General features: G+C 57.7%; 20 protein-coding genes. 14 read left to right on the forward strand and 6 right to left on the reverse strand.

Annotated elements, in window-relative coordinates; translation table 11 throughout:
* Positions 1-9: 9 nt before the first annotated feature.
* From kdpB to kdpF, 3 genes are read right to left on the reverse strand one after another with little or no spacing between them, the layout of a single operon-like run.
* The gene (gene kdpB, locus PGR79_RS10680; RefSeq protein ID WP_015704756.1) at positions 10-2,058 is read right to left on the reverse strand and encodes a potassium-transporting ATPase subunit KdpB; all 2,049 of its coding nucleotides are present in this window, start codon (positions 2,056-2,058) and stop codon (positions 10-12) included.
* A 20-nt stretch (positions 2,059-2,078) separates the two neighbouring features.
* A complete protein-coding gene (kdpA, locus tag PGR79_RS10685; protein ID WP_430921641.1) occupies positions 2,079-3,758 on the reverse strand; it encodes a potassium-transporting ATPase subunit KdpA in 1,680 nt (559 codons plus the stop codon).
* On the reverse strand, positions 3,758-3,847 hold the full coding sequence (gene kdpF, locus PGR79_RS10690; protein WP_020079348.1) for a K(+)-transporting ATPase subunit F: 90 nt from the start codon (positions 3,845-3,847) through the stop codon (positions 3,758-3,760). Before kdpF ends, kdpA begins: the two co-directional genes overlap by 1 nt.
* A 313-nt stretch (positions 3,848-4,160) precedes the next feature.
* Here kdpF and PGR79_RS10695 point away from each other — a divergent pair, with 313 nt between their 5' ends.
* Together PGR79_RS10695 and phrB are read left to right on the forward strand one after the other, a co-directional pair.
* The gene (locus tag PGR79_RS10695) at positions 4,161-4,367 is read left to right on the forward strand and encodes a DUF2517 family protein (RefSeq protein WP_015367687.1); all 207 of its coding nucleotides are present in this window, start codon (positions 4,161-4,163) and stop codon (positions 4,365-4,367) included.
* Positions 4,368-4,545: 178 nt separating this feature from the next.
* Positions 4,546-5,955, forward strand: coding sequence for a deoxyribodipyrimidine photo-lyase (gene phrB / locus PGR79_RS10700; protein ID WP_430921643.1), 1,410 nt, complete (start codon positions 4,546-4,548; stop codon positions 5,953-5,955).
* Positions 5,956-5,958: 3 nt separating this feature from the next.
* Here the strand turns inward: phrB and dtpD are convergent, their stop codons facing one another.
* Entirely contained in the window at positions 5,959-7,437 is a 1,479-nt protein-coding gene (dtpD, locus tag PGR79_RS10705) for a dipeptide permease DtpD (RefSeq protein WP_430921645.1), read from the reverse strand.
* Between the two features lie 268 nt (positions 7,438-7,705).
* Between dtpD and ybgI the strand changes: the two genes are divergently transcribed.
* The 8 genes from ybgI (at position 7,706) to nei (ending at position 14,031) form a co-directional block, all read left to right on the forward strand.
* Positions 7,706-8,449, forward strand: coding sequence for a radiation resistance protein YbgI (gene ybgI, locus PGR79_RS10710; protein ID WP_430921647.1), 744 nt, complete (start codon positions 7,706-7,708; stop codon positions 8,447-8,449).
* 14 nt (positions 8,450-8,463) lie between these two features.
* Positions 8,464-9,120, forward strand: coding sequence for a 5-oxoprolinase subunit PxpB (gene pxpB / locus PGR79_RS10715; RefSeq protein ID WP_316424638.1), 657 nt, complete (start codon positions 8,464-8,466; stop codon positions 9,118-9,120).
* A complete protein-coding gene (gene pxpC / locus PGR79_RS10720; RefSeq protein ID WP_213317412.1) occupies positions 9,114-10,046 on the forward strand; it encodes a 5-oxoprolinase subunit PxpC in 933 nt (310 codons plus the stop codon). The genes pxpB and pxpC overlap by 7 nt, the downstream gene beginning before the upstream one ends.
* The gene (pxpA, locus tag PGR79_RS10725; protein WP_430921649.1) at positions 10,036-10,779 is read left to right on the forward strand and encodes a 5-oxoprolinase subunit PxpA; all 744 of its coding nucleotides are present in this window, start codon (positions 10,036-10,038) and stop codon (positions 10,777-10,779) included. The genes pxpC and pxpA overlap by 11 nt, the downstream gene beginning before the upstream one ends.
* 73 nt (positions 10,780-10,852) lie before the next feature.
* Entirely contained in the window at positions 10,853-11,578 is a 726-nt protein-coding gene (locus PGR79_RS10730; protein WP_015704763.1) for a DUF969 domain-containing protein, read from the forward strand.
* A complete protein-coding gene (locus PGR79_RS10735; RefSeq protein WP_213317413.1) occupies positions 11,575-12,570 on the forward strand; it encodes a DUF979 domain-containing protein in 996 nt (331 codons plus the stop codon). The genes PGR79_RS10730 and PGR79_RS10735 overlap by 4 nt, the downstream gene beginning before the upstream one ends.
* Positions 12,571-12,579: 9 nt before the next feature.
* Positions 12,580-13,224, forward strand: coding sequence for a pyroglutamyl-peptidase I (pcp, locus tag PGR79_RS10740; RefSeq protein WP_213794495.1), 645 nt, complete (start codon positions 12,580-12,582; stop codon positions 13,222-13,224).
* Between the two features lie 15 nt (positions 13,225-13,239).
* The gene (gene nei, locus PGR79_RS10745) at positions 13,240-14,031 is read left to right on the forward strand and encodes an endonuclease VIII (RefSeq protein ID WP_213317416.1); all 792 of its coding nucleotides are present in this window, start codon (positions 13,240-13,242) and stop codon (positions 14,029-14,031) included.
* 98 nt (positions 14,032-14,129) lie between these two features.
* Here nei and gltA read toward each other — a convergent pair whose 3' ends face one another.
* Positions 14,130-15,413 carry a citrate synthase gene (gene gltA, locus PGR79_RS10750; RefSeq protein ID WP_015367676.1) on the reverse strand — a complete coding sequence of 428 codons (1,284 nt, stop codon included), beginning with the start codon at positions 15,411-15,413 and terminating at the stop codon, positions 14,130-14,132.
* A 183-nt stretch (positions 15,414-15,596) separates the two neighbouring features.
* Positions 15,597-15,728 (reverse strand): hypothetical protein, encoded by a 132-nt coding sequence (locus tag PGR79_RS10755; protein ID WP_418268990.1) that lies wholly within the window; start codon positions 15,726-15,728, stop codon positions 15,597-15,599.
* A gap of 324 nt (positions 15,729-16,052) precedes the next feature.
* Here PGR79_RS10755 and sdhC point away from each other — a divergent pair, with 324 nt between their 5' ends.
* The 4 genes from sdhC to sdhB are packed head-to-tail and all read left to right on the forward strand — an operon-like array spanning position 16,053 to position 19,296.
* Positions 16,053-16,457, forward strand: a complete 405-nt coding sequence (sdhC, locus tag PGR79_RS10760; protein ID WP_020079340.1) for a succinate dehydrogenase cytochrome b556 subunit — start codon at positions 16,053-16,055, stop codon at positions 16,455-16,457.
* Entirely contained in the window at positions 16,451-16,798 is a 348-nt protein-coding gene (sdhD, locus tag PGR79_RS10765; RefSeq protein WP_015367674.1) for a succinate dehydrogenase membrane anchor subunit, read from the forward strand. The genes sdhC and sdhD overlap by 7 nt, the downstream gene beginning before the upstream one ends.
* Positions 16,798-18,564, forward strand: coding sequence for a succinate dehydrogenase flavoprotein subunit (gene sdhA, locus PGR79_RS10770; RefSeq protein WP_032707635.1), 1,767 nt, complete (start codon positions 16,798-16,800; stop codon positions 18,562-18,564). The genes sdhD and sdhA overlap by 1 nt, the downstream gene beginning before the upstream one ends.
* 15 nt (positions 18,565-18,579) lie before the next feature.
* Positions 18,580-19,296, forward strand: a complete 717-nt coding sequence (gene sdhB / locus PGR79_RS10775) for a succinate dehydrogenase iron-sulfur subunit SdhB (RefSeq protein WP_430921652.1) — start codon at positions 18,580-18,582, stop codon at positions 19,294-19,296.
* The last annotated feature ends 228 nt before the right edge of the window (positions 19,297-19,524 follow it).

Raw genomic sequence — 19,524 nt, forward strand, 5'->3', positions numbered from 1 at the left:
GTAATTTCCTCACACCAGACCGGTCAGGGTCAGCAACAGGTCGATAGCTTTAATACCGACAAAAGGCACGATCAGCCCGCCGAGGCCGTAAACCCACAGGTTGCGGCGCAGCATCGCCGACGCCGACAGCGGACGATAGCTCACGCCCTTCAGCGCTAAAGGGATCAGGCAGACGATAATCAGGGCGTTAAAAATAACCGCGCTCATGATCGCCGAAGAGGGCGAGTGCAGATGCATCACGTTCAGCATCGCCAGCTGCGGATAGGCGGCGGCGAAGGCGGCCGGAATAATCGCGAAATACTTGGCGACGTCGTTGGCGATACTGAATGTGGTTAACGACCCTCGGGTCATCAGCATCTGTTTACCGATATGCACCACTTCAATCAGCTTGGTCGGGTTCGAGTCGAGATCCACCATGTTGCCCGCCTCTTTCGCTGCCTGAGTGCCGGAGTTCATTGCGACCGCCACATCAGCCTGCGCCAGCGCCGGAGCGTCGTTGGTGCCGTCGCCGGTCATCGCCACCAGCCGTCCTTCCGACTGATACTGGCGAATCAGCGCCAGCTTGGCTTCCGGCGTTGCTTCGGCCAGAAAATCATCAACCCCCGCTTCGGCGGCGATGGCGGCGGCGGTCAGGCGGTTATCACCGGTGATCATCACCGTCTTAATGCCCATTTTGCGCAGCTGGGCGAAACGCTCTTTAATGCCGCCTTTGACGATATCTTTGAGCGAAATAATCCCCAGCACGCGTTCGCCCTCGGCGACGACCAGCGGCGTGGCTCCCTGGCGGGCGACCTCTTCTACCTGCTTATCGACATCGGCCGGGAAGTGGCCGCCGTTAGCTTCGATATGGCGGCGAATCGCGTCCACCGACCCTTTACGGATCATGCGTTGGTCGATGTTAATACCGCTCATACGGGTCTGGGCGGTGAAGGGGACAAATGTGGCGTGCAGCGACTGCAGATCGCGTTCGCGCAGATTAAAGCGCTGTTTCGCCAGCACCACGATGCTGCGGCCTTCTGGCGTTTCATCCGCCAGCGACGATAGCTGGGCGGCATCGGCCAGCACGCGCTCTTCGACGCCGCGAGCCGGCAGAAAAGCTGAGGCCTGACGGTTGCCGAGGGTGATGGTGCCGGTTTTATCCAGCAGCAGTACGTCGACATCGCCGGCGGCTTCCACCGCGCGCCCGCTGGTGGCGATAACGTTGGCGCCGAGCATCCGGCTCATCCCGGCGACGCCGATAGCGGAGAGCAGGCCGCCGATGGTGGTTGGGATCAGGCACACCAGCAGCGCCACCAGTACGGTCACGCTAACCGCATTACCGCTCCACGCCGAGAAGGGCCAGATGGTGGCGGTGGCCAGCAGGAACACCAGCGTCAGGGCGATCAACAGGATCGTCAATGCGATTTCGTTCGGCGTTTTACGGCGCTGCGCGCCTTCAACCATGGCGATCATCCGGTCGAGGAAGGTTTCACCCGGATTGACGCTGCAGCGGATCACCAGCCAGTCAGAGAGGATCCGGGTGCCGCCGGTGACCGAGGCGAAATCGCCGCCGGACTCGCGGATAACCGGCGCGGATTCCCCGGTGATGGCGCTTTCATCTACCGAAGCGCCGCCTTCGATCACTTCGCCGTCGCAGGGGATAATGTCGCCGGCTTCCACCAGTACGATATCGCCTTTGCGTAACTCTTCCGCCGGGACGTGATCCATCGGGGCATCGTGCTGCGGCGCGCGCAGCTTACGGGCGAAAGCGGTTTTTTTCACCCCTTTCAGGCTGTTGGCCTGCGCTTTGCTTCGTCCTTCGGCCATCGCTTCGGCGAAGTTGGCGAACAGCACGGTAAACCACAACCACAGACTCACGGCTGCGGTAAAGCCGGCGTGACCCGTAAGATATCCCCCGGCCATGGCCATCGCCAGCAGGGTGGTCAGCACGCTGCCAATCCAGACGATAAACATCACCGGGTTACGCCACTGCACCGAAGGGCTGAGTTTTTTCACGGCATCCAGCAGCGCCTGACGCACCAGCGTCGGCTCCAGCAGGGCTAATTGTTTGCGACTCATAACAGGCTGCTCCGCATCGCTTAAAGTAAAGAGAAGTGTTCCGCCACCGGGCCGAGCGCCAGTGCGGGGATAAAGGTGAGGGCGCCGACCAGCAGGACGGTACCGATCAGCAGGCCGATAAACAGCGCATCGTGGGTGGCGAGCGTGCCGGAACTGGCGGGCTGAATTTTCTTGTTCACCAGCGACCCGGCAATCGCCATCACCGGGACGATCACCCCGAAGCGGCCCACCAGCATGCAAAACGCCAGCAGCAGGTTCCAGAAGGTCGTGCCGGCGCTTAAGCCGCCGAAGGCGCTGCCGTTGTTGTTGGCCGCCGAGGTGACTGCGTACAACACTTCGCTAAAGCCGTGCGGGCCCGGATTCAACATGGCGCTGCGACCGGCTTCGGTCATCATCGCCAACGCGGTGCCGAGCAGTACCAGCGTCGGGGTCACCAGAATCGCCAGCGCGATCATTTTCATTTCGCGCACGTCGATTTTCTTGCCAAGATATTCCGGCGTGCGGCCAATCATCAGCCCGGCGATAAATACCGCCAGCATGACGAACAGCAGCATGCCGTACAGCCCGGAGCCCACGCCGCCGAAGACCACCTCGCCAATTTGCATCAGCCACATTGGCACCATGCCGCCCAGCGCGGTGAAGGAATCATGCATCGCGTTGACCGCGCCGCAGGAGGCGGCGGTGGTGACTACCGCAAACAGGCTGCTGGCGAGAATGCCAAAGCGGCTCTCTTTCCCTTCCATATTCAGGCTGCTGTCGGCGCCAAGGCTGAGCAGGTGCGGATTTCCGCGAGTTTCCGCCCACATCACCACCGCCACGCAGACCACGAAAATCAGCGCCATTGCCCACAGGATTGCGCGTCCCTGACGGCGATCGCCGACCGCTTCGCCAAAGGCAAAACACAGCGCCGCCGGGATCAGGAAGATCGCCAGCATCTGCACCAGGTTGGTTAACGCCGTCGGGTTCTCAAACGGATGCGATGAGTTGGCGTTGAAGAAACCGCCGCCGTTGGTACCGAGCATTTTGATCGCTTCCTGCGAAGCGACCGGACCCATCGGCAGCCACTGGCGAACGCCTTCCAGGCTGGTGAACGGCTGATAAGCCTGCAGGTTCTGCGGCACGCCCTGTTGCACAAAGAACAGCGCGATCAGCAGAGAAAGAGGCAGTAGCAGCCACAGCGTAATGCGGGTCAGGTCGACCCAGGCGTTGCCGAGGGTGCTGACTTTCTGTCGCGCCCAGGCGCGGGTCAGCACGAAGATAACCGCAATACCGGTCGCGGCCGACAGGAAGTTTTGCACCGCCAGACCTACCATCTGGCTGAGATAGCTCATGGTGGTTTCCCCGGCGTAGGCCTGCCAGTTGGTGTTGCTGACGAAGCTTACCGCGGTATTCAACGCTAAATCCCAGGACAGATTGGGGAAGTGCTGCGGATTGAACGGCAGCCAACCCTGACACATCAGCAGCGCCATCAGCGCCGCGAGACCAATCGCGTTAAACAGCACAATGGCGATCAAGTACTGCCGCCACTCCATCTCCTGGCTGCGAATCCCCGCCAGCCGCCAGATACCGCGCTCAACGCCGGCAAGCCCCGGGAGCGGGAGGTCGTTGATCATTCGCGCCAGCAGCGAACCGAGCGGCCGCGCCAGTACCAGCAGTACCAGCAGGAAGCTGGCGATAAGTAAGAACCCTTGCGCGGCCATCAGAACGCCTCCGCATGTATCAGGGCATAGACCAGATACGCCAGCAGCAGGAATACCAGCGTTACGCCAGCAATGATGCCTGTAGTCACTTTCCACCTCCGGGTGTGTCTCTTATTGATATACCGAGAGGGTAGGAATTTCGGCGCAAAGATTTCGCAAAAATCGCCGCGGGCGGTGTAAAAAAAGTATAAAAATGGCTAAAGGCACAATTTAACTAATGGTTAGTATTAATTTAACTTTTTTGTAACTCAGTTACGCCGTGAATGTAAATTAAGTATAAATAAGTGCTTTTTAGTGGTCGGATGAGTAGTAAAATTACAACCAGCGCGGTACTATTTGTGCAGACAAACATTGTGACATTTACCGGCGCTGCTTGCCGGCCTGACAAAGGGGAGAGAAATTATGGCGTTGTACAAAGCTTATCCTGCTCACATTATCCTGATGCGTCGCGCTTTCGCCGTCGTGGCCGGGGTTGCTGCGCTGCCGGTGATGCTGTTCTGGAAAGATCGCGCCCGTTACTACAGCTGGCTGCATCGCGTATGGGCGAAAACCAGTGAACAGCCGGTATGGATGGCGCAGGCGGAAAAAGCCGCGCACGACTTCTACTAATCCGCGCTGCTGCGACGAATATAAAAACCGCCGGTTGACGACCGGCGGTTTTTTTTCGTCCGCTGTCTACACTTAGCTTTCACGCGCCGTGGCAGAATTGGCAGGTGCTTATTTTGTCGCAGCGCGCTATTTTGCCGGCCTGAGTGATGAGTTTTGCTTACGGAGAGTGAGGAGTTTTATGGCCACCCATCTGGTCTGGTTTCGCATGGATTTACGCCTACACGATAATCTGGCGCTGGCCGCCGCCTGCCGCGACCCGCAGGCGCGGGTGCTTGCGCTCTATATCGCCACGCCAGAGCAGTGGCGCCAGCATCATATGGCGCCGCGCCAGGCGGCCTTTATCGCCAGCCATTTACGCAGCCTGCACGCGGCATTAGCGGAACGCGGTATTCCGCTGCTGGTAGAAGAGGCGGACGATTTCGCCGCCAGCATCGAGTTGCTGACGCGCTTCTGTAAACAGCACCAGGTGAGCCATCTATTTTATAACTATCAGTATGAGTTTAATGAGCGCCGGCGCGACGCCGACGTAGAGAAAACCCTGACAGAAGTTACCTGCCAGGGGTTTGACGACAGCGTACTGTTGCCGCCGGGCAGCGTGATGACCGGCAACCGTGAGATGTATAAAGTCTTTACGCCGTTTAAAAATGCGTTTATCCGCCGCCTGCGTGAAGGGCTGCCGGAGTGCGTGGCGGCGCCGAAACCACGCCAGTCAGCCGCCGGGCAGGCGCCGCCGCTGCCTGAGATCAACTATCCGCAAACGGCATTTGACACCGATCTGTTCGCGGCAGATGAAAAAACGGCGTTGACTCGATTGCGCGCGTTTTGCCAGCAACCGGCGGCGGATTACGATCAGCAGCGCGATTTTCCGGCAATAGAAGGAACCAGCAGGCTATCGCCGTGTCTCGCGGTAGGCGTACTGTCGCCGCGCCAGTGCCTGCATCGCTTGTTACGGGAGCAGCCCGGCGCGCTGGATGGCGAAGCGGGCGCAAGCTGGCTGAACGAGATTATCTGGCGCGAGTTCTATCGTCATCTGATGGTTTACTACCCGAAACTGTGTAAAGGCCGGCCCTTTGTCGCCTGGACCGACAAGGTCGCCTGGCGCAGCAATGAGGATGAACTGCAGGCCTGGCAACAGGGGCAAACCGGTTTCCCCATCGTCGATGCCGCCATGCGGCAGCTTAACGCCACCGGCTGGATGCACAATCGCCTGCGGATGATTGTCGCCAGCTTCCTGGCGAAAGACCTGCGCCTCGACTGGCGGCACGGAGAGCGCTATTTCATGAGCCAACTGATCGACGGCGATTTGGCGGCCAACAACGGCGGCTGGCAGTGGGCGGCCTCGACCGGTACCGATGCAGCCCCTTATTTTCGTATTTTCAATCCGACGACCCAGGGCGAGAAATTTGATAAGCAGGGCGAGTTTATTCGCCGCTGGCTGCCGGAACTGGCTGAAGTGCCAGAGAAAGCGCTGCATCAGCCGTGGCTGTGGGCGGATAAACAGGGGGTAACGCTGAGGTATCCGCGCCCGCTGGTTGACCATAAGCAGGCGCGGCTGGAGACGCTGGCGGCCTGGGAAGCCGCCAGATAGTTTCTATTCTACCGCCAGTTGGCGGGTTTTGACCTTCACGGAGTGATACAGCCAGATGACCAGCACCAGGCCAACGCAGGCCAGCGCGCCCCAGGTGATCTGGCTGAAGACGTCGATGTAGGCTTCAATCGAATAGTTAACCGCGCCCGCGGCATCAAACGACGCCTGCGATGTCTGGTCGGCGATGACGCCGGCCAGATAGTTGGCGATCGCCCCGGAAAGCAGCATATAGATACCGGTCAGCACTCCGGTGACGCCGGGGATTTCGATCCGGGTGATTTGCGACATCGCTACCGGGTCGATAAACAGTTCGGCGAAACCCATCACCGCCAGCCCTAGAACCATTAGCGGCATGGAGGAGTGGCCATACGCGGCCGACCAGCGGGCGCTTAAGGTCAGAATGCAAAACCCGGCGCTCATTAGCCCGAGACCGAGGGCGAATTTCCCCCAGATACGCACGGTACGGTTGCCCTTGATGTTTTCTTTGACCAGCCATGCCAGCACCATACCGCAGAGCATCACCGCGAAGGCGTTAACCGACTGGAACATCGCGGTTGGTACTTCATAGCTCATGACGTGGCGGTTCACGAAACGGTCGATATAGAGGCTGATGGAGCTGCCGCCCTGCTGGGCAAAGGCCCAGAACAGCAGGCTAAAACCGGTGAGGACGATAATCAGACGCAGCTCTTTACGCTGTTTGTCGTTCTCCGCGCGCAGGTAAATACGCGCCAGTACCGCCAGGCCAATCACCGTCGCCACAATCAGCGCATACACCGACCACTCCTGCCAGAACAAGACGGTAATTAGCAGCGGCGCCGCCACCAGCAATACCAGCAGCCAGCCCCAGTTCGGCAGGAGGAAGGTCCGGGCGCGCAGCGCCTCGCGGTTAACGCCGGTGGTGTGGCGGAAGTGGCGACCGCCGCAAAGGAAGATCACCAGTCCAGCAATCATACCGACTGCCGCCAGCGCAAAGCCCATCGCCCAGCTGTACTCTTCCTGCACGTAGCCGCAGGCGATAGGCGCGATGATCGAACCAATATTTCCCGCGGCGTACATCAGCGAGAAGCCGCCATCGCGGCGCGGATCGGTCGGCTCGTACAGTTCGCCAAGCAGGCAGCTGACGTTGGATTTAAACAGCCCGTAACCGCAAACGATAATCGCCAGCGATAAATAGAGGAAGGTGGGGGCGACTTCGCTGGCGCCGAGCACCAGATGGCCGATAGCCATGAGTAGCGCGCCGAGCATCACCGCCATGCGGTTGCCGAGCAGTTTGTCGGCGAGGAAGCCGCCGAGAATAGGGGTGACATAGACCAGGGAGCAGTAGGCGCTAAACAGGGTATAGGCGTGATTATCGTCGTACTTGAGCTGGTTGGTGAGGTACAGGATTAACAGCGCCCGCATGCCGTAAAAACTGAAGTATTCCCAAATTTGCAGCGCAACGACGTAGTAAATCGCCCGTGGCTGTGAAGTTTGTCTGTTCATGTAACGTTCATTTCCTGGCCGTAAAACGAAAGTCGATCTTTCTGCATGAATAGCGTTTGTCTGGTGTTATTCATGGCCTAAATGGCTTTCTGGTTATTTAATATGCTTTATAAGTGCATAAATATACACTAATGCGCGGTGAGGGGAAGAGGCAATTTGGGCGATTATGCGAATGGCTGAAATGGACCCTTTGGCGTCGCTATCGACGACTCGGGCGGATGTGGTTATGTTATAGGTTTGTACAAACAGATTTTCTGATGGAGCGGCAATGAAAAATAGCGAACTGGAACAATTAATTAACGAAAAACTGAATAGCGCGGCCATCAGTGATTACGCCCCGAATGGCCTGCAGGTGGAAGGGCGGGAGACGGTGCGGAAAATCGTCACCGGCGTCACCGCCAGCCAGGCGCTGCTCGATGAAGCCGTGCGTCTGCAGGCGGATGCGGTGATTGTGCATCACGGTTACTTCTGGAAAGGCGAATCGCCGGTGATCCGCGGCATGAAGCGCAATCGCCTGAAAACGCTGTTGGCCAACGATATCAATCTTTATGGCTGGCATTTACCGCTGGATGCGCATCCGGAGCTGGGCAATAACGCCCAACTGGCGCAGCTGCTGGGGATCAATGTGATGGGGGAAATCGAACCATTGGTGCCCTGGGGCGAGCTGTCTATGCCGGTATCCGGGCTGGAACTGGCATCGTGGATTGAAGCGCGATTAGGGCGTAAACCGCTGTGGTGCGGCGATACCGGGCCGGACAAAGTTACCCGCGTCGCCTGGTGTACCGGCGGCGGCCAGAGCTTTATCGATAGCGCGGCCCGCTTTGGCGTCGATGCCTTTATTACCGGTGAAGTGTCTGAGCAGACCATCCATTCCGCTCGTGAGCAGGGGTTGCATTTTTATGCCGCCGGCCATCATGCCACCGAGCGCGGCGGTATTCGCGCCCTGAGCGAGTGGTTGACGGAAAATACCGACCTGGACGTCGCCTTTATTGATATCCCTAACCCGGCCTGATGAGAGAGAAAAAAGTGCAGCGAGCGCGTTGTTATCTATTAGGTGAAACGGCGGTGGTCCTGGAGCTTGAGCCTCCGGTGACCCTGGAGAGCCAAAAACGTATCTGGGGCCTGACGCAGCGGTTAACCGATCACGAAGAGGTGATTGAAGTGATCCCGGGGATGAACAACATCACCGTTGTGCTGCGTCGTCCGCAGGAGATGGCGTGGGAGGCGATTGACAAGCTGCAGCGCTGGTGGGAAGAGAGCGATGCGTTGGAGCCGGAATCCCGTGAGATAAGTATCCCGGTTATCTATGGCGGTGAAGCGGGGCCAGATCTTGGCGACGTCGCGCGCCATAGCGGGTTGAGCGAAAAGCAGGTGGTCGAACTGCACTCTTCGGTGGAGTATGTGGTGTGGTTTCTGGGGTTCCAGCCGGGATTTCCGTACTTTGGCGGCCTGCCGGAGCAGTTGGCCATGCCGCGTCGCGCCGAGCCGCGCGTACTGGTACCGGCGGGATCCGTCGGTATCGGCGGATCGCAAACCGGTATTTATCCGCTGGCGACGCCGGGCGGCTGGCAGCTGCTGGGGCGCACGCCGCTGGCATTATTCGATCCAAAGCGTGAAGAACCGGTGCTACTACGTTCTGGCGATCGCGTACGCTTTGTGCCGCAGAAGGAGGGGGTATGTTGAAATTTATCCGCGCCGGCATGTACACCTCGGTACAGGATGGCGGCCGGGAAGGCCAGCGGCAGTGGGGGATTAGCCGCTGCGGCGCGCTGGATAAACCGGCGATGACCATTGCCAATCTGCTGGTAGGCAATGCGCCGGAGGCGGCGGCGCTGGAAATTACGCTGGGTCAGATCGATGTGCAGTTTACCCGCCACTGCTGGTTCGCGTTGACCGGCGCCGCCTGTGAAGCGACGCTCGACGGCGCGCCGGTCTGGCTGGGCTGGCGAATGGAAGCAAAGGCCGGGCAGCGGCTGGTGCTGAAAAATCCTCAGCATGGGATCCGCAGCTACCTGGCGGTGGCGGGCGGCATCGACGTACCTGAAGTTTTAGGTTCCCGCTCTACCGATCTGAAAGTTGGCATCGGCGGAATCGAAGGGCGCCGATTGCAGGATGGCGATCAATTGAAGATTGGGAAATCCTCCCGCCGCTTTAGCGCCTCGCGCGGCGTTAAACAGCTACCGACCGGTAATATCATTCGTGCGCTGCCGGGGCCGGAGTATCACGAATTCGACAGCGTGTCGCAGGAGTCGTTCTGGCGTTCGCCGTGGCGGCTTAGCCCGCAGAGCAACCGTATGGGCTACCGCCTGCAGGGTCAGCCGCTCAAGCGCACAACCGACCGTGAAATGCTCTCCCATGGCCTACTGCCTGGGGTGGTACAGGTGCCGCATAACGGCCAGCCGATCGTGTTGATGAACGATGCGCAGACCACCGGCGGCTATCCGCGTATAGCCTGCATTATTGAAGCCGATATGTACCAACTGGCGCAAATTCCGCTGGGTCAGCCGATCCATTTCGTCCCCTGTTCGCTGGAAGATGCGCTGAAAGCGCGCGCCGACCAGCAGCGTTACCTTGAACAACTGGCCTGGAGATTGAGCGATGAAAATTGATTTAAATGCCGACCTCGGTGAAGGCTGCGCCAGCGATAGCGCGCTGCTGCAGCTGGTCTCTTCCGCCAATATCGCCTGCGGCTTTCACGCCGGCGATGCGCTGCTTATGCAGCAGTGCGTGCGCGAGGCGCTGAAAAACGGCGTCGCTATTGGCGCACACCCGAGCTTCCCGGACCGGGAAAATTTCGGTCGAACCGCAATGCAGTTACCGCCAGAAACGGTCTACGCCCAGGTGCTGTACCAAATTGGCGCGCTGGCGGCGATTGTGCATGCCCAGGGCGGCGAGCTGCGGCACGTTAAACCGCACGGCATGTTGTACAACCAGGCGGCGAAAGAGCCACCGCTGGCCGATGCCATCGCCCGTGCGGTGCGCGATGCCGACGCCGGGTTGGTGCTGGTCGGGCTGGCGGGGAGCGAGCTTATTCGCGCCGGACAGCATTATCAGCTGACGACGCGTCAGGAAGTCTTCGCCGATCGCGGCTATCTCGCCGACGGTAGCCTGGTGCCGCGTAGCCAGCCGGGCGCGCTGATAGAGAGCGAAGAGCAGGCGCTGGCGCAAACGCTGGAAATGGTGCAACACAATCGGGTGCGCAGCCTGAGCGGCGAATGGGCGCATGTGAAGGCGGAAACGGTCTGCCTGCATGGCGATGGCGCTCATGCGCTCGATTTCGCCCGACGCTTGCGCGCTGCTTTCGCAGGGCGCAATATCGACGTCAGCGCGGACATCAATTAATAGTCCGCCTTAGTATTTTAATAATAATTAAATCAAATAACTAACAACACTCACAACTGAACAGGACGTTATTATGCAAGAGGCGATATCCCTCTGGCCGCTGATCGGCATTGCCGTGATTGTGGTCGGTTTTGTATTACGCTTTAACCCGGTGCTGGTGGTGATTATCTCCGGGATCGTCACCGGCGTGGCGGCGCATATGCCAATAGCCACTATTCTGGAGAAACTGGGCGAGGGCTTCCTTAATACCCGTAATCTGCCGTTTATTCTGCTGTTGCCGCTGGCGGTGATCGGGCTGCTGGAGCGCCATGGTCTGAAAGAGCGGGCGCAGGCGTGGATCGCGAAGATCCATAGCGCGACCGCCGGACGTCTGCTGATCGTCTATCTGTTTGTGCGCGAAGCCACCGCCGCCCTGGGCTTGACCAGCCTCGGCGGACATCCGCAAATGGTGCGCCCGCTGCTGGCGCCGATGGCGGAGGGGGCGGCGGAAAAGCGCTTTGGTCCGCTGCCGGGTCATGTGCGCTACCGCCTGCGTGCGATGTCGGCGGCGACCGACAACGTTGGCCTGTTCTTCGGTGAAGATATTTTTGTCGCCTTTGGCGCGATCATCTTCATGCACAACTTTATGCTGGAGTCGGGCGGGATCCAGACGGAACCGTTGCATATTGCCCTGTGGGGGATCCCGACGGCTATCTGCGCCTTCCTGATCCACGCCGCGCGCCTGTGGCGCCTCGATCGCCATCTCCAGCGCGAGTTGGACCGCGTTAACGCCGGGCAGGCGAAAGGCGGTGCGGCATGAACTTCCAGCAAACGTATTTATACTGGCTGGCCGGCGCGGTACTGCTGGTCGTGGCTATCATGTCCTGGCGCGACAAAAGCAATCCGCGGCGCCTGACAACCGGCCTGTTCTGGGGCCTGTACGGGCTGGTGTTCTTGCTCGGCGACTGGACATATCAACTGGTGGGCGATAAGCGTACGGTGAACATCGCCGTCGGCGGCTTGGTGGTTGTACTGGCGCTAATCGCTGGTTTTGGCGGCGTGCGCCTCGGCAGCTACCATCAGCGTACCCAGGAAGAGAAAACCGCCAGCGCGAAACGCCTCGGCAACAAACTTTTCTATCCGGCGCTGGCGATTCCGGTCGTCACCGTTATTGGCGTTCTGCTGTTTAACAATCTGCCTTCATGGCAGGTGGCGCTCTTCGGGCCGGGCAACCACGCGACGCTGATTACCCTGTTCTCGATGACCGTCGGTACGCTGATTGGCCTGGCGATGGCGATTCGTATGACGCATGAAACGGTTGCGCAACCGATGCAGGAAGCGCGCCGTTTGCTGGATTCCGTCGGCTGGGCCTTTATCCTGCCGCAAATCCTCGCGGTGCTGGGGCTGCTATTTACCGCGGCGGGCGTCGGAACCAGCATTTCATGGCTGACCGAGCACTATCTGGCGGTAGATAACCGCTTTATCGCCGTGGCCGTGTACGCCATCGGCATGGCGGTGCTGACGATGGTGATGGGTAACGCCTTTGCCGCTTTCCCGATCGTGACCGCCGGGGTTGGCATTCCGATTTTAGTTCTGCAGCACGGCGGTAATCCGGCGGTAATGGCGGCGATTGGTATGTTTTCCGGCTACTGCGGCACGCTGATGACGCCGATGGCGGCGAACTTTAATATCGTACCGGCGGCGCTGCTCGAACTGCCGGATAAAAACGCGGTGATTAAAGCCCAGGTACCGACCGGTATCCTGCTGCTTATCGTCAACGTATTCTTACTCTATTTCCTGATGTTCCTGTAAGGAGGGATGATGGCTGGCGTATTAATTACCGGTTTTGAGCCGTTCGGCGGCGAAACGATTAACCCTTCATGGGAAGTGGTTAAGCAACTTGATGGCGTGATGATTCGCGGGCAGCAAGTGGTGGCTAAACAGTTACCCTGCGTGTTCGGCGAGGCGCTGACGGCGCTGAAGGCCGCGCTGGAAATCTATCAACCGCAGCTAACGATTGCCGTCGGCCAGGCCGGCGGCCGTGTCGATATTACCGTCGAACGAGTGGCTATCAATGTCGATGATGCGCGGATCCCCGACAATAAAGGCCAACAGCCGATCGATGAGCCGATCGTCGCTGATGGCCCCGCGGCCTGCTTCAGTACGCTACCGATCAAAGCGATCGTTAGCGCGCTGCGCCAGCAGGGGATCCCGGCCTCGGTGTCGCAAACCGCGGGCACTTTTGTCTGCAATCACGTGATGTATGGTTTGCTACATCAGTTGCAGGGCAAAGCCGGGCAGAAGGGCGGTTTTATCCATATTCCGTATCTGCCTGAACAGGCGGCGGCTCATCCGGGGCAGGCGAGTATGTCGGTCGCGACGGTACGCGCGGCGCTGGAAACGGCGATTGCCGTCGCTCTTGAACAGGATGACGACGTCAAAATTGGCGGCGGCGCCACGCACTAACAGAAGGACGATACTATGCCTGAAGGCCCGGAGATCCGCCGCGCGGCGGATAACCTGGAGGCGGCTATCAAAGGCGAACCGTTAACCGAAGCCTGGTTCGCCTTTCCACAGTTGCAACCCTATCAAAGCCAGCTGATTGGCCAACGGGTGACCCATATCGCTACCCGCGGCAAGGCCCTGTTAACCCACTTCTCCGGTGGATTGACGCTGTATAGCCATAACCAGCTGTATGGGGTCTGGCGCGTGGTGGATGCCGGCGTTGAGCCGCAATCGAACCGCGTCCTGCGCGTCAGACTGCAGACCGCACGCAAGGCGATTTTGCTCTATAGCGCCTCGGAGATTGAGATGCTGACGGCGCAACAGCTGGCCGATCATCCGTTTTTACAACGGGTCGGGCCGGATGTGCTGGATATGACGTTAACCGCCGGGCAGGTCAGAGAGCGCCTGTTGTCGGCGAAATTTCGCAATCGCCAGTTTTCCGGCCTGTTGCTGGACCAGGCGTTTCTCGCCGGGCTCGGTAACTATCTGCGGGTGGAGATCCTGTGGCAGGTAGGGCTGACCGGGCAGCATAAGGCCGCCGAGCTCAATGACACGCAGCTCGATGCGCTGGCGCACGCGCTGCTGGATATCCCGCGCCTTTCTTACCGCACCCGCGGCCAGGTGGATGAAAACAAACATCATGGCGCGCTATTCCGCTTTAAGGTTTTCCATCGCGAGGGGGAGGCCTGCGAACGTTGCGGCAGCATCATTGAGAAAACGATGCTGTCATCGCGACCCTTTTACTGGTGCCCTGGCTGCCAGCACTAACGCCAGTTGTTGAGCGATTAAAATTTTTTTGTACGCTTAAATAAAAAAAAATCGGGGAAGGTCCCCGATTTTTTTTGCTAACCCCAAAAGGGGTGAAATTACTTCTTGAGATCGGACTTGAAATCGCGCTTCTGGTAGCCGGTATACAGCTGACGCGGACGGGCAATTTTCATACCGTCGCTGTGCATTTCGTTCCAGTGGGCAATCCAGCCGACGGTACGCGCCATCGCGAAGATGACGGTAAACATCGAGGATGGAATACCCATCGCTTTCAGGATGATGCCGGAGTAGAAATCGACGTTCGGATACAGTTTCTTCTCGATGAAGTACGGGTCATTGAGCGCGATGTGCTCAAGTTCCATCGCCACTTCCAGCAGATCGTCCTTGGTGCCCAGCTCTTTCAGTACTTCGTGGCAGGTTTCACGCATTACGGTGGCGCGCGGATCGTAGTTCTTGTACACGCGATGGCCGAAGCCCATCAGGCGGAAAGAGTCATTCTTGTCTTTCGCGCGGCGCACGAATTCCGGAATGTGTTCAACGGAGCTGATCTCTTCCAGCATTTTCAGCGCGGCTTCGTTGGCGCCGCCGTGCGCCGGTCCCCACAGGGAGGCGATACCCGCAGCGATACAGGCGAACGGGTTAGCGCCGGAAGAGCCAGCGGTACGGACGGTAGAGGTTGATGCGTTCTGTTCGTGGTCAGCGTGCAGGATCAGGATACGGTCCATTGCGCGTTCCAGCACCGGGTTAACCTCATAGGTTTCGCACGGCGTGGAGAACATCATATTCAGGAAGTTACCCGCGTAGGAGAGATCGTTGCGCGGATACACGAAAGGCTGGCCGATAGAATATTTGTAACACATTGCTGCCATGGTCGGCATTTTAGACAGCAGACGATAGGCGGCGATTTCACGGTGACGTGGGTTATTTACGTCCAGGGAGTCGTGATAGAACGCCGCCAGCGCGCCGGTAATACCGCACATCACCGCCATCGGGTGAGAGTCGCGACGGAACGCGTGGAACAGACGGGTAATCTGCTCGTGGATCATGGTGTGGCGGGTAACGGTAGTTTTGAATTCGTCGTACTGCTGTTGAGTCGGTTTTTCGCCGTTCAACAGGATGTAGCACACTTCAAGATAATTTGACTCGGTAGCCAGCTGATCGATCGGGAAACCGCGGTGGAGCAGGATCCCTTCATCGCCGTCGATAAAAGTAATTTTAGATTCACACGAGGCTGTTGAAGTGAAACCGGGGTCGAAGGTGAAGACACCTTTTGAACCAAGACTACGAATATCAATAACATCCTGACCGAGCGTGCCTTTTAGCACATCAAGTTCAATAGCAGTGTCACCACCCAGGGTGATTTTTGCTTTAGCATCAGACATTTATGGTCTCCTTAGCGCCTTTTATTGCTTAAGACTGCCGGGTGGTGGATTTGCATTCGGCCCGAACCTGACTACGTTACCAGATTGTTATGTTGCTCACAGCTCTGTGTCGCGAAAATTGCAGGGTACAGAGAGCAGGCGCTTGATGGTACGTCTTCAGCCCGGGAGTGAAACGGCAGCAAATCAGCGTTTTAGCAGCCCGAATATTAAAACCTGTATACCACTAATAACTGTCCTGATTACATCGGTCAATACCATCACACTGTTACATAACTTATTCTCAGGTGAAAGAGTGACCCCATAACTTTTGGGCATTATTGCATTAATCTAGTAATGGTTGTAACAAGAATGTTTAATATTTGTCAAATCAGGTGATTAAAATTTAAAATAATGTTGTAATCGTGACCTTGATCACTGTTCCGGACAAAACCCGACAAACTATATGTAGGTTAATTGTAATGATTTTGTGAACGGCCTATACTGCCGCCAGGTCTCCGGAACACCCTGCAATCCCGAGCCACCCAGCGTTGTTTGGTCACGCTTTTACTCCTGGAAAGGGGTTTTAACATGACTTCTGGTTATAGAAAGGACGCTGTCTGACCCGCAAGCAGACCGGAGGAAGGAAACAATAAGAACAGCATGTGGGCGTTATTCATGGTAAGAAATGTGAAAAAACAAAGACCTGTCAATCTGGATCTACAAACGATTCGATTCCCAATCACGGCGATAGCGTCCATTCTCCATCGCGTATCCGGTGTGATCACTTTTGTGGCGGTCGGTATTCTGCTTTGGTTGCTGGGCACCAGCCTTTCCTCTCCGGAGGGCTTCCTGACGGCCGCTTCCATCATGAATAGCTTCTTCGTGAAGTTCATCATGTGGGGCATCCTCACCGCGCTGGCTTATCACGCCGTTGTCGGTATCCGCCATCTGCTGATGGACTTTGGCTATCTGGAAGAAACCCTCGAAGCAGGGACACGCTCCGCCAAAATTTCTTTTGTTATTACTGTCGTGCTTTCACTTCTCGCAGGAGTCCTCGTATGGTAAGCAACGCCTCAGCACTGGGACGCAACGGCGTACATGACTTTATTCTGGTCCGTGCTACCGCCATCGTTCTGACCCTCTACATCATCTACATGGTTGGCTTCTTCGCCACCTCCGGTGAGATCTCCTGGGAAATCTGGACCGGATTCTTCTCCTCCGCGTTCACCAAAGTCTTTACCCTGCTGGCTCTCGTTTCCATCCTGATTCACGCCTGGATCGGTATGTGGCAGGTGTTGACGGACTACGTTAAACCACTGGCCGTGCGCTTAGTTCTGCAACTGATTATCGTTGTGGCGCTGGTGGCTTACGTTCTTTATGGATTTGTTGTGGTGTGGGGTGTGTAATGAAATTGCCAGTCAGAGAATTTGATGCAGTTGTAATTGGTGCCGGTGGCGCAGGTATGCGCGCGGCGCTGCAGATTTCCCAGAGCGGACAGACCTGTGCGCTGCTCTCTAAAGTTTTCCCTACCCGTTCCCATACCGTTTCCGCGCAGGGTGGCATCACCGTTGCGCTCGGTAATACCCATGAAGATAACTGGGAATGGCACATGTACGATACCGTGAAAGGGTCGGACTATATCGGCGACCAGGACGCCATCGAATATATGTGTAAGACCGGCCCGGAAGCGATTCTTGAGCTGGAACATATGGGCCTGCCGTTCTCCCGTCTTGATGACGGCCGTATTTATCAGCGTCCGTTTGGCGGCCAGTCGAAAAACTTCGGCGGCGAGCAGGCGGCACGTACCGCGGCGGCGGCCGACCGTACCGGTCATGCGCTGCTGCACACCCTGTATCAACAGAACCTGAAAAACCACACCACTATTTTCTCCGAATGGTATGCCCTCGATCTGGTGAAAAACCAGGACGGCGCGGTGGTCGGTTGTACCGCTCTGTGCATCGAAACCGGTGAAGTAGTGTACTTCAAAGCCCGCGCTACCGTGCTGGCGACCGGCGGCGCAGGCCGTATTTATCAATCCACCACCAACGCCCACATCAACACCGGCGACGGCGTCGGTATGGCTCTGCGCGCGGGCGTTCCGGTGCAGGATATGGAAATGTGGCAGTTCCACCCGACCGGTATCGCCGGGGCAGGGGTGCTGGTCACCGAAGGTTGCCGCGGCGAAGGCGGTTACCTGCTGAACAAACACGGGGAGCGCTTCATGGAGCGTTATGCGCCGAACGCGAAAGACCTGGCGGGTCGTGACGTGGTGGCGCGTTCCATCATGATCGAAATCCGCGAAGGCCGCGGCTGCGATGGTCCGTGGGGCCCGCACGCCAAGCTGAAACTGGATCACCTGGGTAAAGAAGTGCTGGAATCCCGTCTGCCGGGCATTCTTGAACTGTCTCGTACCTTTGCCCACGTTGACCCGGTTAAAGAACCGATTCCGGTTATCCCAACCTGCCACTACATGATGGGCGGTATTCCGACCAAAGTGACCGGCCAGGCGCTGACCGTGAACGAGAAGGGCGAAGATGTGGTGATTCCGGGCCTGTTCGCTGTTGGCGAAATCGCCTGCGTATCGGTACACGGCGCCAACCGTCTGGGCGGCAACTCGCTGCTGGACCTGGTGGTCTTCGGCCGCGCGGCGGGTCTGCATCTGCAGGAGTCCATCGCCGAGCAGGGCGCGCTGCGTGCTGCCAGCGAGTCCGATGTCGAAGCTTCCCTGGATCGCCTCAACCGTTGGAACAACACCCGTTCCGGCGAAGACCCGGTTGCTATCCGCAAAGCGCTGCAGGAATGTATGCAGCATAACTTCTCGGTCTTCCGTGAAGGCGACGCGATGCATAAAGGTCTGGAACAGCTGAAAGAGATCCGCGAGCGTCTGAAAAATGCGCGCCTGGACGACACTTCCAGCGAGTTCAACACCCAGCGCGTTGAGTGCCTGGAGCTGGATAACCTGATGGAAACGGCGTATTCCACGGCGGTATCCGCTAACTTCCGTACCGAAAGCCGCGGCGCGCATAGCCGCTTCGACTTCCCGGAACGTGATGATGAAAACTGGCTGTGCCATTCCCTGTATCTGCCAGAGTCGGAATCCATGACGCGTCGAGCGGTCAACATGGAACCGAAACTGCGTCCGGCATTCCCGCCGAAGATTCGTACTTATTAATGCGGAGACAGGAATATGAAACTCGAGTTTTCAATTTATCGCTATAACCCGGATGTTGATGACGCTCCGCATATGCAGGATTACACCCTCGACGCGGAAGAAGGTCGCGACATGATGCTGCTGGATGCGCTTATCCAGCTGAAAGAAAAAGATCCGTCGCTGTCGTTCCGCCGCTCCTGCCGTGAAGGGGTGTGCGGTTCCGATGGTCTGAACATGAACGGTAAAAATGGTCTGGCGTGCATCACGCCGATCTCCGCGCTGAACCAGCCGGGTAAGAAAATTGTTATCCGTCCGCTGCCTGGATTGCCGGTTATCCGCGATTTGGTGGTAGACATGGGGCAATTCTACGCACAATATGAGAAGATCAAGCCTTACTTATTGAATAATTGGCAAAATCCTCCGGCTCGCGAGCATCTGCAGATGCCTGAGCAGCGCGAGAAACTCGATGGTCTGTACGAGTGTATTCTGTGCGCATGTTGTTCGACCTCTTGCCCGTCGTTCTGGTGGAACCCGGACAAGTTCATCGGCCCGGCAGGCCTTCTGGCCGCGTATCGCTTCCTGATCGACAGCCGCGATACCGAAACCAGCGAGCGTCTGGAAGGTCTGAGCGATGCTTTCAGCGTATTCCGCTGTCACAGCATTATGAACTGCGTCAGTGTTTGTCCTAAGGGATTGAACCCAACGCGCGCCATCGGCCATATTAAGTCGATGCTGCTGCAGCGCAGCGCGTAAGTTGTTTTCGTTGCCGGATGGCGACGTAAACGTCTTATCCGGCCTACAGGATCGTATCTTGTAGGCCTGATAAGCGAAGCGCCATCAGGCAATAGAGATAGCAGGAAACCTCTAAAAACTGCCCCTGATAGTTAGACAGTTTTTAAAGGTTCCTTAGCGGATAGAAACCACAACTCGTCCGCAACAAGTGAACCCCGGCACGTGCACTCGGTGTGCGTGGTAGTTTCT

Source organism: Klebsiella sp. 141161 (assembly GCF_050600815.1).
Classification (GTDB): Bacteria; Pseudomonadota; Gammaproteobacteria; order Enterobacterales; family Enterobacteriaceae; genus Klebsiella; species Klebsiella aerogenes.